The following is a 13726-nucleotide window of genomic DNA, read 5'->3' as shown; positions in this document are numbered from 1 at the left end:
TTACTGCGCCGTAGCTTTCACCGGCGCAACCTCGTCATTCGCTGCAGGCCGGTTCTCCGGCACGCTGTCGCACGGTTTCTCTTGCGGGCATACCAGGTCCAGCATCTTCAGCGTCACGCCGTTGCTCCAGCCGAAGCCATCCTGAAGCGGATACTCTCCACCGCCGCCGCCAGTACCGGTAGTCGACACGTCATACTTCTCGACCAGTTTCTTTTCGCGGTCGTACGTATGCTGAACGTTCTTCAGGAAGCGCCAGGTCACGTCCATCGCGACCTTATCTTGTCCGTAATTCTGCAATCCTTCCGTGGCCACCCACTGTAGCGGAGCCCAGCCGTTTGGTGCATCCCACTGCTGGCCGCTGTTGACGGTGGTGGTCGCAATCCCGCCCGGTTGTAACAGGCGCGATGAGGTTGCCGCTGCGACTTTATCGGCACGATCCTGCGCCGCGGCCTTCACGTAAAGCGGGAACAGGGCCGCGGCGGTGAGCTGATTACGTACCTTTTTGCTCTTCAGATCGTAATCAGCGTACCAGCCCTCTTTATCATTCCACAGGTGGCTCTCGATGGCTTTCTGGCGTGCCGTTGCCAGCGCCTCATATTTGCTTGCGCTGGCGGCATCGCCACTCTCCTGGCTTGCCCGGGCCAGAAGTTTTTCCATTTTGAACATCAGGGCGTTCAGATCCACGGGCACGATGCTGGTGGTCCGGATAGTGGCGAGCTTTTGCGGGTCATCCATCCAGCGGGAGCTAAAGTCCCAGCCCGAGGCCGCAGCGGAACGCAAATCACGGTAGATCTCGGTCGCAGGACGGTTCGGGTTACTTTTGGCGGTATTCACATCATCAAGCCAGGATTCCGGGCGCGGCGTATCGCGGTCATCCCAGTAGCGATTGAGGATAGCGCCATCATCCAGCTTCACCACGCGTTTGTTGGCCTGCCCGGGTTGCAGGGCGTCGACGCCATCCATCCAGTAGGCATACTCTTTTTCCATCTGCGGACGATATTTCTTCAGCGCATCGCTGTCGTGGGTCGCCAGCAGTTCAACCATCAGCGAGAAGAACGGCGGCTGGGAGCGGCTCAGGTAATAGCTGCGGTTGCCGTTGGGAATATGCCCGAAAGTGTCAATTTCATACGCAAAGTTGTCCACCATATCGCTGATTTTGTCCCAGTGGTCGCTCTCCGCCAGGCCCAGCATGGTGAAATAGCTGTCCCAGTAGTAGACCTCACGGAAACGTCCGCCAGGCACAACGTACGGCTTCGGTAACGGCAGAAGGGAATCCCATTTATTGCTGGCTTTGTCGGTGGTGCGCGTCAGCACCGGCCAGAGATCGTCAATGTGCTCACGTAAACTTTGTCCTGCGGGCGGAACATATTTTTCTCCTTCACCCGGCAGCGTAAAGTTCACCTCGACGAAATGGCGTAAGTCAAACCCGGACTGACGACGTTGCATACGGTAGTCGGCAAGGATTGTCAGGGGATCGCTGTTTGGCACCGCGTCGGCAAAGGTTTTTTGATCGGGAAAGAGTTTGGCGCTCTGAACGTCGCTGAAGAGGGGCCCGAGCAAAATATCCGGTGAATTCGTCTGGCCTGCGTTCATCTCTTCCGCGTAGCCAGAAGCGGCCACCGCGAGCAGCGCACTGCCCAGAACCACAGGTAAGAGGCGAGGGCGCAGCTTTTGTGGGATTATCATTGGTGCTTCTCCTTATTTCACTGAGCAGCAGTTACGCTGTCATCAATCACCAGAAAACCTTAGTCGAATATGCCGCGCTTCGCGTGCCGAACATCGCATTTTGCACAAATCCAGACTATTTACCGTTGCGTTTCATGCCCGGTATGACGCGCTGGAATATTGATTTTGTGAATATCTAACGGCACAGAAAATAAAGTGCGATCCGTTGCACAGAATGTGTCCGATGAACGCTTTCTTTTAATTATCACGATCACATAAAGCAAAAAACATAAGTTCGAGGTGAAAAAACATAATGGATCGCCGCATGGCTCTCAGGCGAAATTGTCGCTACGAAAGAAACCGGTTTCATAAATGAGGAGTCACGCGATGTCAATTGCAGAGAAAATTCCGGTCAAAGAGAAAATAGGCTATAGCCTGGGCGATGCAGCGAGTCATATTGTATTTGACTCATCGGTGGCCATTCTGGCTTATTACTATACGGATATCTATGGATTACCCCCGGCCGTCATGGGAACCATGTTTCTTCTGGTGCGTTTATTAGATGCGATTACCGACCCGATTATGGGCGCAATTGCTGATGCAACCTCCACGCGCTGGGGCCGTTTTCGGCCCTGGCTGCTGGCAATATGCGTTCCTTTTGCGGTGAGTTGCGTGCTGGTTTATTCCATTCCGGATTTTACCGAAACCGGAAAAATTTATTATGCCGTCGGCGCATATATATTTATGACCCTGATGTATACCGCCATTAATATCCCGTATTGCTCCCTGGGGGCGGCGTTAACGTCCGACCCACGCGAAAACCTCTCGTTGCAGTCCTGGCGTTTTGCCATCACCCCGATTGGCGGGGCGCTTGGCACCGCCCTCATTCTGCCCCTGGCTGATTACCTCTACCCGGGCGACAGAGCAACAGGTATTCAGGTGGCGATGGCGCTCTTCGGCGCGATCGGCTGCCTGATGTTTATCGTCTGTTTTGTCACCACCAAAGAGCGGGTGCAGCCCATCAAAGAGGAGAATCTCAACATTGCCCGTGACGTTAAGATCCTCTTTCGTAACGATCAGTGGCGCATTCTCTCCATCTACAACTTTATGATGCTGGTAGCGGTGGTGATCCGTGGCGGCGCGGTGGTCTATTACGTTAATACCGTTCTGAACAAAGGAGCCGACATCATCTCGTACTTTATGCTGGGCGGGATGCTGGCCTCGATGTTAGGCTCCGTACTGGCACAGCCATTTGGCACCCGTTTTTGCAAGGTCAAACTCTCGTTCTGGATCAATATTCTGAATGCGGTGTTAGGCGTGGCCTGTTTCTGGCTGCCGCTGGAATTTTGGGTTATTCCCTTAATTGCCCACATTCTTATTCAGATTGTTCAGGGCGGTAACGGTGCGCTGCAGTGGTCGATGATCACCGATGCAAATAATTACGGTGAATGGAAAACCCAGCGTCGAATTACAGGTATGAATGTTGCGGCCAATATATTCGTCATTAAATTAGGGGTGGCGGTCGGCGGTGCTATTCTGGGCTGGGTACTGGCCTGGTACAATTATGAATCCAGCAGCACGGTACAATCGGAATCCGCCGTTCAGGGCGTCATTCTGCTGTTTACCTTGATTCCCTCTCTCTTTTATTTACTCACTGCTTTCTCCATTAAGTTTTATAAATTAACGGAAAACGTCATGAATGGCGTGGTGAATGATTTAAATAAAGGCGAATTCGCTAACTCTTAATGCTTTCAGTAGTAAGCCGATAATTCATGCGAATTATCGGTGAGGTTCTCTGTGTCCGTCAGGAAATAATGATTAACTCACGAGGATGGAGTCGATGAAAGTGAAAACCCTTGCACTCATTGTCAGTGCGTTTTGTACTACCGGAGCAATGGCAGCAAACGATACCCAGCGTCTGGAAGATAAACTGGCGCAACTGGAGGCGCGTCTCGAAAAAGCCGAAAGCCGGGCGGCAAAGGCGGAGGCACAAATTCAGGTGCTGGAAAAACAGCAGCAGACGGCCGCCGTCGCAAATCCTGTTGTGGTGGAAGCGAAGGAGCCTGCGACAGCACAAGCGGCACCGAAGCTGACGTTATCCGGCTACGGTGATATTAAGTTTTATGGCGACGTTGAATTTAATATGGACGCAGCCAGCAAGACCGGCAGTTTAACCTCCATGAAAACGACGGCCAACAAAGACTGGGCGCCCGGCAGCCATGAACGCTGGGATATTAACGGGCGTCTGCTGTTAGGTTTTGACGGCTATAAACGGATGGCAAACGGCAATTTCGCCGGCTTCTCCGTGCAGCCGCTGGCTGACTTAACGGGCAAAATGAACCTCGATGATGCCGTTTTCTTCTTTGGCACAGAAAACGACTGGAAGGTGAAAGTGGGCCGCTTCGAAGCCTATGACATGTTCCCGCTTAATCAGGATACCTTCGTTGAATATTCCGGCAACACCGCCAACGATCTCTACAGCGATGGCTACGGCTACATCTACATGATGAAAGAGGGGCGCGGGCGTAGCGACAGCGGCGGTAACTTCCTGCTCAGCAAAACGCTGGGTAACTGGTATCTCGAGGTAAACACCCTGCTGGAAGATGGCAGTTCGCTGTTTGTGGACCAGCAGTATCACGGTGTGGACCTGGATAACGATAAAAACGTCGCCTATGTCCGGCCGGTCATTGCCTGGCAGGAAGGGAACTTCTCGACGGCCATCGCGATGGAGAGCAACCTCGTCAACAACGCCTATGGCTACCGTGATGCGTCAGGAAAATGGATAGACCAGTCTGAACGCACCGGCTACGGTTTCACCATGACGTGGAATGGGCAAAAAACCGATCCGGATGACGGGATCGTGGCGAACCTGAATACCGCCTACATGGATGCCACAGATGAGACGGATTTCACCGCGGGTGTGAATGGCTTATGGCGCAATTTCGAACTGGGCTATATCTACGCGCATAACCAGATCGACAATTTCAACACCGCAAACTTCGACGCGGACTGCGACGGCTACTGCTGGGTGACCGATCCCGGGGATTATGATATTCACACCATTCATGCGTCATACCTGATCCCTAACGTGATGCAGATGAAGAATTTCAACATCTATCTTGGCGCGTATGCTTCTTGGGTGGAAGCACATCCGAACGATGGCGATGACCGAAGCGACGATCGCTACGGCGGGCGCGTGCGCTTTAAATACTATTTCTGATGCCGTACGCCGGTCAGGCCTCTTCCGGGGTCTGGCTGGCTTCCCGCAGTATCCCCGGCGCATGGCCGATAATCCGCTTAAACGCCCGGCTGAACGCCGCGAGCGATCCATACCCCAGCCGCAGCGCTACCGTTTCAATGGGCTGATTCTCATGGCGAATATACTGAATGGCCAGCCGCATTCTCAGCTCGCTGAGATATCTGGCCGGCGTCGTTCCCGTCGCCGCAAGAAAGCGTTCTGCAAACACGGAGCGGGAAGTGCCGGCTTCTTTCGCCAGATCCGCCACGCTCCAGTTCAGCCCCGGCTGCTGGTGCATGGCGTAGATCGCCCGGCTCAGACGTGGGTCGCGCAGAACCTGCACCCAGCCGGTGGCTTTCCCACAGCCGCCTTCCACCCAGCCGCGCACGATTAATGCCGCCACCACGTCGGCCAGGCGCGCGAGGATCCCGGCGAAACCGGCCTGGCGCGTCAGGGATTCACGCTCCATCGCCGCCAGCAGCGGGTGGATCTCCGGCCACGTGGACATCAGTCGGCTGACCATCATCACCTCCGGCATCGCTTTGATCAGCGGCTGCATCCCGCCCAGTTCAAAATCCATACAGCCGCTAAAGATGATGGTGTTCTCGCTGTCCGGACACGGCTCGCAGGTGATCGCGCAAACTGAGCTGCAGATGGGCTCGCTGGGAAACGCGGTGACCGGGGTGAGGGTGGCCTGTTCGTCCGACAGCAGGGCGTGTGCGTCGCCATTCGGAATAAAGAGGGCATCACCGCTGCTTAAGGTGAACGTTGCGCCACTCTCCATACGCAGCAGGGCGCTGCCGCGGCTGACGAAATGAAACTGCGCTCGGCCGGGGGCCTGGTTGAACGCCACTCCGAACGGCGCGCTGGCTTCAATGCGACGATATTTCACGCCCGACAAGCGCATGCCGTGCAAAAGTTCGCTGATCAGATCGGGGGACTGAGCGGTCATGGCAAAACTTCGGACGAATAATCAATAAGTGGAGATTATATGTCATAGATCGTCCACGGTGAACCCTCTATGCTTTTGCGACAGTTGTCACATTTTCATAACGGGAGATCAACAGATGAGTTCATGTGTCGCGGCGAGAGAGGCTGTTGCGCCTGCAAAACCCGCCTGGCGGGCCGTCTATTCACTGGGGCTGGGGGTGTTTGGTTTGATCACGGCAGAATTTCTGCCCGCCAGTTTGTTAACGCCAATGGCCGCAAGCCTGGGCGTCACCGAGGGGATGGCCGGGCAGGCGGTAACCGCCACCGCGCTGGTGGCGCTGGTCACCGGGTTGCTGATTACTCCGGCGACCAAGAGTATCGACCGCCGCTGGGTGCTGATGTTTTTCTCGGTGCTGCAAATCATCTCCAGTCTGCTGGTAGCCTTTGCGCCCACGCTGCACGTTCTGCTGATGGGACGCCTGCTGCTGGGGATTGCCATCGGGGGATTCTGGGCAATGTCGACGGCCACGACGATGCGTCTGGTTCCTGCCGATAAAGTGCCGAAGGCGCTGGCGGTGATCTTCTCCAGCGTATCGATTGCCACGGTGGTCGCGGCGCCGCTGGGCAGCTATCTTGGCAGCCTGATTGGCTGGCGCAACGTGTTTATTCTCTGCATTCTGCCGAGCATGCTGGCGCTGCTGTGGCAGCTGTGGGTGCTGCCCTCCATGAAACCTGAGAGCAGCGGCAGTCTTGGAACGCTGTTCCGCGTGCTGCGTCGTCCGGGGATGATCGGCGGCATGCTGGCGACCATCCTGATCTTCAGCGGCCACTTTGCCTTCTTTACCTACCTGCGTCCATTCCTGGAAACGGTTGGTCAGGTGGGCGTGGAGAGTATCTCGCTGATCCTGCTGGGCTTTGGTATCGCCAACTTTGTGGGAACGTCGGTTGCCGGTCATTTGCTGTCACGCAATCTGCATCTGACGCTCGCGCTGGTGCCGTTCGCCATGGGCGTACTGGCGCTGACCATGGTGGCGTTTGGTCATCTGGCCATGCTGGACGGCTTACTGGTTGCGCTGTGGGGCTTTGCCTTTGGTCTGGTTCCGGTGGGCTGGTCAACCTGGCTCGCCACCACCGTACCGGATGAAGCCGAAAGTGCGGGTGGGCTGCTGGTGGCCTCAATCCAGCTGGCGATAAGCGCTGGCGCTGCCGGTGGCGGGGCGGTGTTTGATCTCAACGGTGCCACAGGCGTCTTCGCCGGCAGCGGTTTCCTGCTGGTGACGGCGATGGTGATTGTATTTATGGGCGTGAAGGTTAAGGCGGAGTGATTTTTTCCCTCTCCTTCGGGAGAGGGTATTTATAGATATCCATTATTCTAGGCAGTCGCTCTTTCATTCCAGGTGTCTTTAAACACTATATTTCCGTCACAATATTTCCATTCGATTGATTCATATCGCAGTTCGACTTCTTCCATATGAGCACTTGCGATACCTAACGGGTGCAGTAAAGGGGAGATCCTTGTTATCTTGACATTTTCCAGAATGATATTGAAATATTCACGCTCGATCCCGGCGTCATTAATCTTATACATTTTGATTAATGCTGTTTTGAAGATTTTACCTGTACAGACGGCACGAAATAGATAGGGTGTGATGCGATCTATTTCTTTTTCAAAGGTAATTGGCACATGAAGTCGTGTTCCTGTCAGTTTTCCTGTGTTGGAATCGGTGGGGATCCACACAGAGTGGTTAAACGATTTTAGTTCGGTAGAGCCCAATCTCGTAGGCATTAAACACTCCCCTGTAATCGGGGCGTTATTTTCATCTGTGAGCCATATATGTGCTGGTGTAGACATTTATTTACCCTTTGTTTTTGTAGCGAAATGCAATGAAGTAAACAACTAATAAAATAATCCCAAAAACCCTTAGTGCAATTTCTTCATCTTCTATAAAACTCACTGCGACAGCACCTAGAATGACAGCGAATATTCCAGTGCCATACCAAAAAAAATCATCCATAATATCTTTTAAAAAACTTTTTAAAAATTGCATCAAAAATTCTTTTATAGATTCCCACATTATCGCATCATTTTATTTATCGCATCAGCAATTTCACCATCGGATGCAGTGTTTAAGTTAAGATATCCGGTCTTCATTATCACGGGTTCAATAAGAAAATACATCATTTCCAGCTTTTCAACATACAGCGCATGGTAAAACAACGGTTGGAATTTTTTCAGTGTATTTGCGCTGTCTGCCGCATGCTGGACTATAGCGTAAAGGTTTAATACGCTAATTACACCTCCTGTGCCCCAACCAATCTTTTTCACAAATGCACTTTGTACGGCCGCGTTCATGTTATTACCATAACAGATGTATGACGTGACGGCATAAATCAACCCATTTTTAGAGACCTGCTTTACTGAGTAGTTTGTTGTAAATGGTATTATACTTTCAAGAATGCTTTTTCTTTGGCTATTGGATTTGTTATGAAGCATCGTTTCAATATAAATCCTAACCATTCTAAAAATTATATCTCTATGCTTAACGAGTTGTGCTACTCCTGCTAAAAACCTTAAATCTTCATAACCTAATCGCTTACATACATCCTGGTAATTATCCGTGAAGCAAGACGTATAATAGAGTAAGCGTGTTGTAGCATCGCCAAGATTATTTAAATATTCAATAGCTCCGTCTCTCACTCCAGCTATGGCGCGATCAAGCCTTAAAGCAAGTTCTTTATCGGACCCTATTTTTTCGATAATCGATTTACTGTAATACATAGCCTGTCCCTGTTGTGTACAGAGTTTATCATGGGCTACGTTGTCACCTGTGGACAGCGATCGCACTCGCATTTTTAAAAGTAAAATAAAGAATATCCACTAACCTATTTTCTAAGTCAATGGATGCTTTTTTATAATTGATGTGATGAATTAGCAGCCGTTGAATAGGCTTAGGATAATCTTAATTTATTAATTCTGCGAGGGGGGAGAGATATTTTGAATAATGACATAATGTGTAGGCCGGGTAAGCGCAGGCGCCACCCGGCAGTAAAGTAAGAATTACAGCCCTTTCTTATCCATAAATACCGCCAGATCCACCAGACGGTTTGAGAATCCCCATTCGTTGTCATACCACGCGAGGATTTTCACCATGTTCCCGCCAATCACCAGCGTGGAAAGCCCGTCAATAATTGAGGAGCGCGGGTCGCCCTGGTAATCGCTGGAGACCAGCGGTTCATCGCTGTACCCCAGAATACCTTTCAGCGGGCCACTGGCGGCCGCGTGGCGGAAGGCCTCATTTACCTCTTCGACGGTCACGTTACGGCTCAGCGTCACCGTTAAGTCGACAATCGACACCACCGGAACCGGCACGCGCAGGGAATACCCGGTCAGCTTACCGTCCAGGGAGGGGATCACTTTCCCCAGCGCTTTCGCCGCGCCGCTGGAGTAAGGCACAATCGACAGCGCCGCCGCGCGCGCGCCACGCAGATCCTTCTCCGGCTGGTCGTGCAGCGCCTGGCTGTTGGTGTAGGCATGCGTCGTGTTCATCAGGCCATGCTCGATCCCGAACTGCTGATGCAGTACCTGAGCCGCAGGTGCCAGACCGTTGGTGGTGCAACTCCCGTTACTCACAACAACGTGCCGGGCGGGATCGTACTGGTCATGATTGACGCCCATGACGGTCGTCAGGTCATCGTTCTTTCCGGGGGCGGAGATAATGACGCGTTTTGCGCCACCGTGGGTGATATGTACCGCCGCTTTTTCCCGTTCAGTAAAGAAGCCGGTGGCCTCAATCACCACGTCCACGCCGACATCACGCCACGGGATATTCGCCGGATCGCGTTCGCTGAATACGGTGATCCGCTGTCCGTCGACCTGCAGCGCGCCGTCGGCCGCTTCAACGGGAGCGGGCAGTTTCCCCAGCAGGGAGTCATGTTTCAGCAGATGGGCGAGGGTCTTGCTGTCCGTCAGATCGTTAATAGCCACAATCTGCAGATCCGGGTTGCCCAGCGCCGCGCGCAGGAAATTACGTCCGATACGGCCGAAACCGTTAATACCGACCTTAACCATGGTGCACTCCTTATCTCTGTTGTCTGGAGTCACTGTAGGCCTCAGGCGGGATGGCGTAAACGACAAAAAAGGATCAGATTACGCCATTTTCCGGCAGTGAAATCGCTGGCGATACTCGCCCGGGGTGAGGTGGAGCTGTTTCTCGAACACGCGCCGCAAATTGATACTGGTGCCAAACCCGCTTTGCTCAGCAATGCGCTCAAGGGGATCGCTGGTCTGCTCAAGCAGCTGGCGGGCCGCGGCCAGACGCGCTTCGGTCACGTAGCGGGCAGGCGAGACGCCCGTCTCACGGGTAAATACGCGGGTGAAATTGCGCGGGCTCATCGCCGCTTTTTCAGCCAGAGTTTCCACACACAGGTCGGCGGTGAGGTTCTGCAGCATCCAGGCCTGCAGCTCGCTTATCGGACCCGATGTGCCGGGCTGCTGCAGGTTGTAGCGACTGAACTGCAGCTGCCCTCCGGGGCGGCGCAGATACATCACCATATCCTGCGCCACGTCGCGGGCGAGGGTAAATCCGTAGTCGTCTTCCACCAGCGCCAGGGTCAGATCAAACCCGGAACTCACGCCGCCGGAGGTCCAGATGGGACCGTCCTGAATATACAGCGGGCCGCCTTCGACCCGGATTGACGGGTACTGAGCCTGCATGGTCTCCAGCAGCCGCCAGTGGGTGGTCGCGCGACGACCGTCCAGCAAGCCGCTCTGGGCCAGCAGCATCGCACCGCCGCAAATGGAGGCGATCCGCCGCGCATGGGGGGCGGCGAGATGCAGCCAGTCCACCACGGCGAGGCTCTCCTGCTCGTTCACCCCGCGACCGGTAATGATGATGGTATCCAGCGGCTCACGGGGATCCAGGTCCGGCAGGCGATAGTCCGCCAGCAGATTGAGGCCGGACTGGCCGTGGATCACCTGGTGCGGTTGGGTGGTCGCAATGATGATGCGATAGCAGGGCTTCGCCAGTCCTTCCGGGTGCAGCCGGTTGGCCTGCATCAGAATGTCGGCGATACCGGCGGCTTCAAACAGCATGCCGCCGTCAGGAACAATAATCAGGATCTTCTTCATGTCCTGAAAAGTACCTTTATTACAAAATAAGTCAAGTGCGCCCGCACTTCACGTTTCTGGCAAAGCAAAGCGATTTAAGTTGTTTGTGATTTCAGATGTTATCCCCGATCGTCAGGGCACTGTCTCTGGCGAAACGGCGTCTGAAGGAATGGGTAAACGAAGCTCCCTCTATTTACATCCGCAACAACGCAATCAAATCCACCATCTCGCATCGGGATTTCTGTGGCGAAGCGAACTGCCCACCTGGCTGTTGATCGTGACGATTTATGCGGGCTGGTTTGCCACGCTGGCGTTCTGGCAAACGCTCGGCCTGCTGCCCGCCACGCTGCTGCTGACAGGGTTTACCGCCTGGTACATGTCCCTGCAGCATGAACTGATCCACGGACACCCCACGCGTTTTGCCTGGCTTAACCAGCTGTTTGGCACGCTCCCGCTGGCGGTGTGGTACCCGTATGGCCTGTACCGGGATTCTCATCTGGCCCACCACCGGTACGATAGCCTGACCCATCCGGTGGATGATCCGGAGTCGTACTATTTTACCGAGGAGAGCTGGGCGCGCTTTTCCCCCTGGCAGAAGCGTGCGATCCGCGCCCGAAATACCTTTGCCGGACGGCTGCTGCTGGCGCCGCTGCTGGATATTCTGCAGACACTGGGCAGCGCCGTCGCGGCGTTTCGTTATCTACAGCTGCGGGCGATGACGATGTGGCTGGTTCACATCACGCTGCTGGCGGCACTCTTCGCCTGGATGACGCACGTCGGTTTTTCCCCCGTCTGGTTTGTGCTGGCGGTCAGTTATCCGGCGCTGGCGCTGACCAAGGTCCGATCGTTCTACGAACACCGTGCGGCCGATGACCCGTTCGCGCGCTCCGTCATCAACGAGGCCGGGCTGTTCTGGCGGATACTGTTTTTAAATCTCAACTACCATTCAGTACACCATGATTTACCCGGCGTTCCCTGGTACGCGCTGAAGCGTATCTACCAGCAGAACCGGGAGGCGTACCGGGAGCGAAACCACGGTTTTCTCGTCAGGGGCTATGGCGAATGGTTACGCCAGTTCTGGGCTGCGCCCGTCGATGTCACCGTTCATCCCGGAGCTCAACAAGGGGAGAAGTATGAGTAACCTGCTGGCGTTTCCCATGTACGCGGTAGATCGCGCTGACACCCGCGCGCTCAGGCGGACGGTAAAAGGTTTGCTGGCCGCGCGCGGTGTGCCCGTCGAGGGTGACCCTGACTGGCCGGAGTCTGAACTGCTGACGCACTGGCAACAGCCCGGGCTTATTCTCAGCCAGACCTGTGGTTATCCGCTGATCACGCGGCTCCCGGACGTGCAGGTGGTCGGCTGTTTTCACTACACGGCACCCGGTTGTGAAGGGTATCAGTACCGCAGCGTGCTGGCGGTGCGCGAGGAGGATCAGCATCTCTCGTTGGCCGATTTTCGCGGACGCCGGGCGGTCTGTAATTCTGCCGACTCGCAGTCCGGCTATCATGCGCTGCGAAAAAAAGTGGCTCCCCTGGTGAAGGACGGCCCGTTTTTCGCACAAACGTCCTTTAGCGGTAGTCATCGCCAGTCGCTGATTGATTTGAAGCGCGGGGCGGGGGATATTGCGGCCATCGACTGCGTTACCTGGGCATTGCTGCAGCGTCACGAGCCGGAGCGGCTTGCGGGGCTGGCGGTCATTGACCGCACCCCCCTGACGCCAGGGTTGCCGTTCATCACCTCGCATCAGACCTCGCCTGAAACCCTGAACGCCATTCGCGATGCGCTCCACGCGCTGGTGAGTTCACCGGCACACCGGGCCGTTTGCGACGCGGTGCTGATCGGCGGTTTTAGCGTGGTGACGCGTCAGGCTTACGCCGTACTGTCCGAATGATAAATTCCCTGCGCGTCGTTAAAGCAGCGCAGCGCCAGCGAGGAGACGGGTTTCTGTCGGCGCATAATCAGGCCGACAGGGGCCTCGATATCCGCGTCGGCAATCGGGACTATCCTGAAATGGCTGTTCAACTCTTCCAGCCCGTTGTTCAGCGGCATCACGGCACAGCACACGCCGCTCTGAACCGCCTGAATGATCTGGTACGTGGAGTCGCTTTCAAACACCGACGTCGGTTCGATGCCGGCAGACTGGAAGCTGGCCTCCATATGCGCCCGGTAGTGCATCCCCTTCGTCAGAAACCCCAGCGGAAACGCCGTCAAATCGGGCCAGGTCAGTCTCTCCTGGCTTAACCGGAAATGGCGGGTGTCGTGCAGCAGGCCCATCTTCGTTTTGGGCAACTGGATAATATCGAACAGGCTGGTGTCGATGCTGTTCAGGTAGCAAATCCCCAGTTCGAGCTGGTTGCGGCTGACGCCATCGGCAATCTGCGCCGAGGACATGGAATAGAGGCTGTAGGTCAGCTCCGGGTATTTTTGCGTCAGCAGGCGAATGAAGATCATCGGATCCACGCTCGCCAGCGGCACCATTCCCAGGCGTAATTCACCCACCACCTGGCCTTTGCACAGCGACGCTTCCGCCTGTAACCCGTCGTGCGCGGCCAACAGCGCGCGAGCCCACGCGAGAATGCGTTCCCCCTCCGGCGTAAACCCTTCAAAGCGCTGTCCGCGCACAATCAGCACCAGCCCCAGCTCCTCCTCCAGGCTGCGGATACGCATGGAGAGGGTCGGCTGGGTGATGTTGCACTGGGAGGCCGCTTTACCAAAGTGCCGGGTCTCGTCGAGTGCGATTAAATATTTTAACTGTTTAATATCCATCTTTTTCTCTGCGCAAACG

The 13726-nt window shown here is 54.9% G+C and carries 13 protein-coding genes; 5 read left to right on the top strand and 8 right to left on the bottom strand.

The window, feature by feature from the left end; genetic code table 11:
* Positions 1 to 1686, bottom strand: coding sequence for an alpha,alpha-trehalase (locus SP99_RS13475; protein ID WP_047958927.1), 1686 nt, complete (start codon positions 1684 to 1686; stop codon positions 1 to 3).
* 366 nt (positions 1687 to 2052) lie between these two features.
* Here SP99_RS13475 and SP99_RS13465 point away from each other — a divergent pair, with 366 nt between their 5' ends.
* Together SP99_RS13465 and SP99_RS13460 are read left to right on the top strand one after the other, a co-directional pair.
* Positions 2053 to 3411: a glycoside-pentoside-hexuronide (GPH):cation symporter gene (locus tag SP99_RS13465; protein WP_047958925.1), complete on the top strand. Its 1359-nt coding sequence runs from the start codon at positions 2053 to 2055 to the stop codon at positions 3409 to 3411.
* A gap of 94 nt (positions 3412 to 3505) precedes the next feature.
* Positions 3506 to 4885, top strand: coding sequence for a carbohydrate porin (locus SP99_RS13460; protein ID WP_047958924.1), 1380 nt, complete (start codon positions 3506 to 3508; stop codon positions 4883 to 4885).
* Positions 4886 to 4898: 13 nt separating this feature from the next.
* Here the strand turns inward: SP99_RS13460 and SP99_RS13455 are convergent, their stop codons facing one another.
* Complete coding sequence (locus SP99_RS13455; RefSeq protein WP_047958923.1) at positions 4899 to 5855, bottom strand: AraC family transcriptional regulator; 957 nt, start codon at positions 5853 to 5855, stop codon at positions 4899 to 4901.
* A 115-nt stretch (positions 5856 to 5970) separates the two neighbouring features.
* Here SP99_RS13455 and SP99_RS13450 point away from each other — a divergent pair, with 115 nt between their 5' ends.
* Positions 5971 to 7158 carry an MFS transporter gene (locus tag SP99_RS13450; RefSeq protein WP_025756859.1) on the top strand — a complete coding sequence of 396 codons (1188 nt, stop codon included), beginning with the start codon at positions 5971 to 5973 and terminating at the stop codon, positions 7156 to 7158.
* A gap of 47 nt (positions 7159 to 7205) precedes the next feature.
* Here SP99_RS13450 and SP99_RS13445 read toward each other — a convergent pair whose 3' ends face one another.
* The 5 genes from SP99_RS13445 to SP99_RS13425 form a co-directional block, all read right to left on the bottom strand.
* Positions 7206 to 7685, bottom strand: a complete 480-nt coding sequence (locus tag SP99_RS13445; RefSeq protein WP_047958922.1) for an Hcp family type VI secretion system effector — start codon at positions 7683 to 7685, stop codon at positions 7206 to 7208.
* 4 nt (positions 7686 to 7689) lie between these two features.
* Positions 7690 to 7881, bottom strand: coding sequence for a hypothetical protein (locus SP99_RS13440; RefSeq protein WP_231584248.1), 192 nt, complete (start codon positions 7879 to 7881; stop codon positions 7690 to 7692).
* 26 nt (positions 7882 to 7907) lie between these two features.
* The gene (locus SP99_RS13435) at positions 7908 to 8612 is read right to left on the bottom strand and encodes a hypothetical protein (RefSeq protein ID WP_047958920.1); all 705 of its coding nucleotides are present in this window, start codon (positions 8610 to 8612) and stop codon (positions 7908 to 7910) included.
* A 279-nt stretch (positions 8613 to 8891) separates the two neighbouring features.
* Positions 8892 to 9902: a type I glyceraldehyde-3-phosphate dehydrogenase gene (gene gap / locus SP99_RS13430; protein ID WP_047958919.1), complete on the bottom strand. Its 1011-nt coding sequence runs from the start codon at positions 9900 to 9902 to the stop codon at positions 8892 to 8894.
* 78 nt (positions 9903 to 9980) lie between these two features.
* Positions 9981 to 10961: a GlxA family transcriptional regulator gene (locus SP99_RS13425; RefSeq protein WP_045285496.1), complete on the bottom strand. Its 981-nt coding sequence runs from the start codon at positions 10959 to 10961 to the stop codon at positions 9981 to 9983.
* Positions 10962 to 11109: 148 nt separating this feature from the next.
* Between SP99_RS13425 and SP99_RS13420 the strand changes: the two genes are divergently transcribed.
* Together SP99_RS13420 and SP99_RS13415 are read left to right on the top strand one after the other, a co-directional pair.
* Positions 11110 to 12081, top strand: a complete 972-nt coding sequence (locus SP99_RS13420) for a fatty acid desaturase (RefSeq protein ID WP_045285497.1) — start codon at positions 11110 to 11112, stop codon at positions 12079 to 12081.
* Positions 12074 to 12832, top strand: coding sequence for a phosphate/phosphite/phosphonate ABC transporter substrate-binding protein (locus SP99_RS13415; protein ID WP_047958918.1), 759 nt, complete (start codon positions 12074 to 12076; stop codon positions 12830 to 12832). The genes SP99_RS13420 and SP99_RS13415 overlap by 8 nt, the downstream gene beginning before the upstream one ends.
* Here SP99_RS13415 and SP99_RS13410 read toward each other — a convergent pair.
* Positions 12811 to 13707, bottom strand: coding sequence for a LysR family transcriptional regulator (locus SP99_RS13410; protein WP_047958917.1), 897 nt, complete (start codon positions 13705 to 13707; stop codon positions 12811 to 12813). The genes SP99_RS13415 and SP99_RS13410 overlap by 22 nt on opposite strands.
* Positions 13708 to 13726 lie beyond the last annotated feature (19 nt).

Source organism: Enterobacter sp. BIDMC92, from assembly GCF_001030225.1.
Taxonomy (GTDB): Bacteria; Pseudomonadota; Gammaproteobacteria; order Enterobacterales; family Enterobacteriaceae; genus Enterobacter; species Enterobacter sichuanensis.
This window is presented reverse-complemented; position numbering and strand designations above follow the sequence as displayed.

Bases quoted from the DNA above. Each gene is read 5' to 3' on its own strand.
- SP99_RS13460 (WP_047958924.1), top strand. From the start codon at position 3,506: ATGAAAGTGAAAACCCTTGCACTCATTGTCAGTGCGTTTTGTACTACC.
- SP99_RS13455 (WP_047958923.1), bottom strand. From the start codon at position 5,855: ATGACCGCTCAGTCCCCCGATCTGATCAGCGAACTTTTGCACGGCATG.
- SP99_RS13420 (WP_045285497.1), top strand. From the start codon at position 11,110: ATGGGTAAACGAAGCTCCCTCTATTTACATCCGCAACAACGCAATCAA.
- SP99_RS13475 (WP_047958927.1), bottom strand. From the start codon at position 1,686: ATGATAATCCCACAAAAGCTGCGCCCTCGCCTCTTACCTGTGGTTCTG.
- SP99_RS13445 (WP_047958922.1), bottom strand. From the start codon at position 7,685: ATGTCTACACCAGCACATATATGGCTCACAGATGAAAATAACGCCCCG.
- SP99_RS13465 (WP_047958925.1), top strand. From the start codon at position 2,053: ATGTCAATTGCAGAGAAAATTCCGGTCAAAGAGAAAATAGGCTATAGC.
- SP99_RS13440 (WP_231584248.1), bottom strand. From the start codon at position 7,881: ATGCAATTTTTAAAAAGTTTTTTAAAAGATATTATGGATGATTTTTTT.
- gap (WP_047958919.1), bottom strand. From the start codon at position 9,902: ATGGTTAAGGTCGGTATTAACGGTTTCGGCCGTATCGGACGTAATTTC.
- SP99_RS13425 (WP_045285496.1), bottom strand. From the start codon at position 10,961: ATGAAGAAGATCCTGATTATTGTTCCTGACGGCGGCATGCTGTTTGAA.
- SP99_RS13435 (WP_047958920.1), bottom strand. From the start codon at position 8,612: ATGTATTACAGTAAATCGATTATCGAAAAAATAGGGTCCGATAAAGAA.
- SP99_RS13450 (WP_025756859.1), top strand. From the start codon at position 5,971: ATGAGTTCATGTGTCGCGGCGAGAGAGGCTGTTGCGCCTGCAAAACCC.
- SP99_RS13415 (WP_047958918.1), top strand. From the start codon at position 12,074: ATGAGTAACCTGCTGGCGTTTCCCATGTACGCGGTAGATCGCGCTGAC.
- SP99_RS13410 (WP_047958917.1), bottom strand. From the start codon at position 13,707: ATGGATATTAAACAGTTAAAATATTTAATCGCACTCGACGAGACCCGG.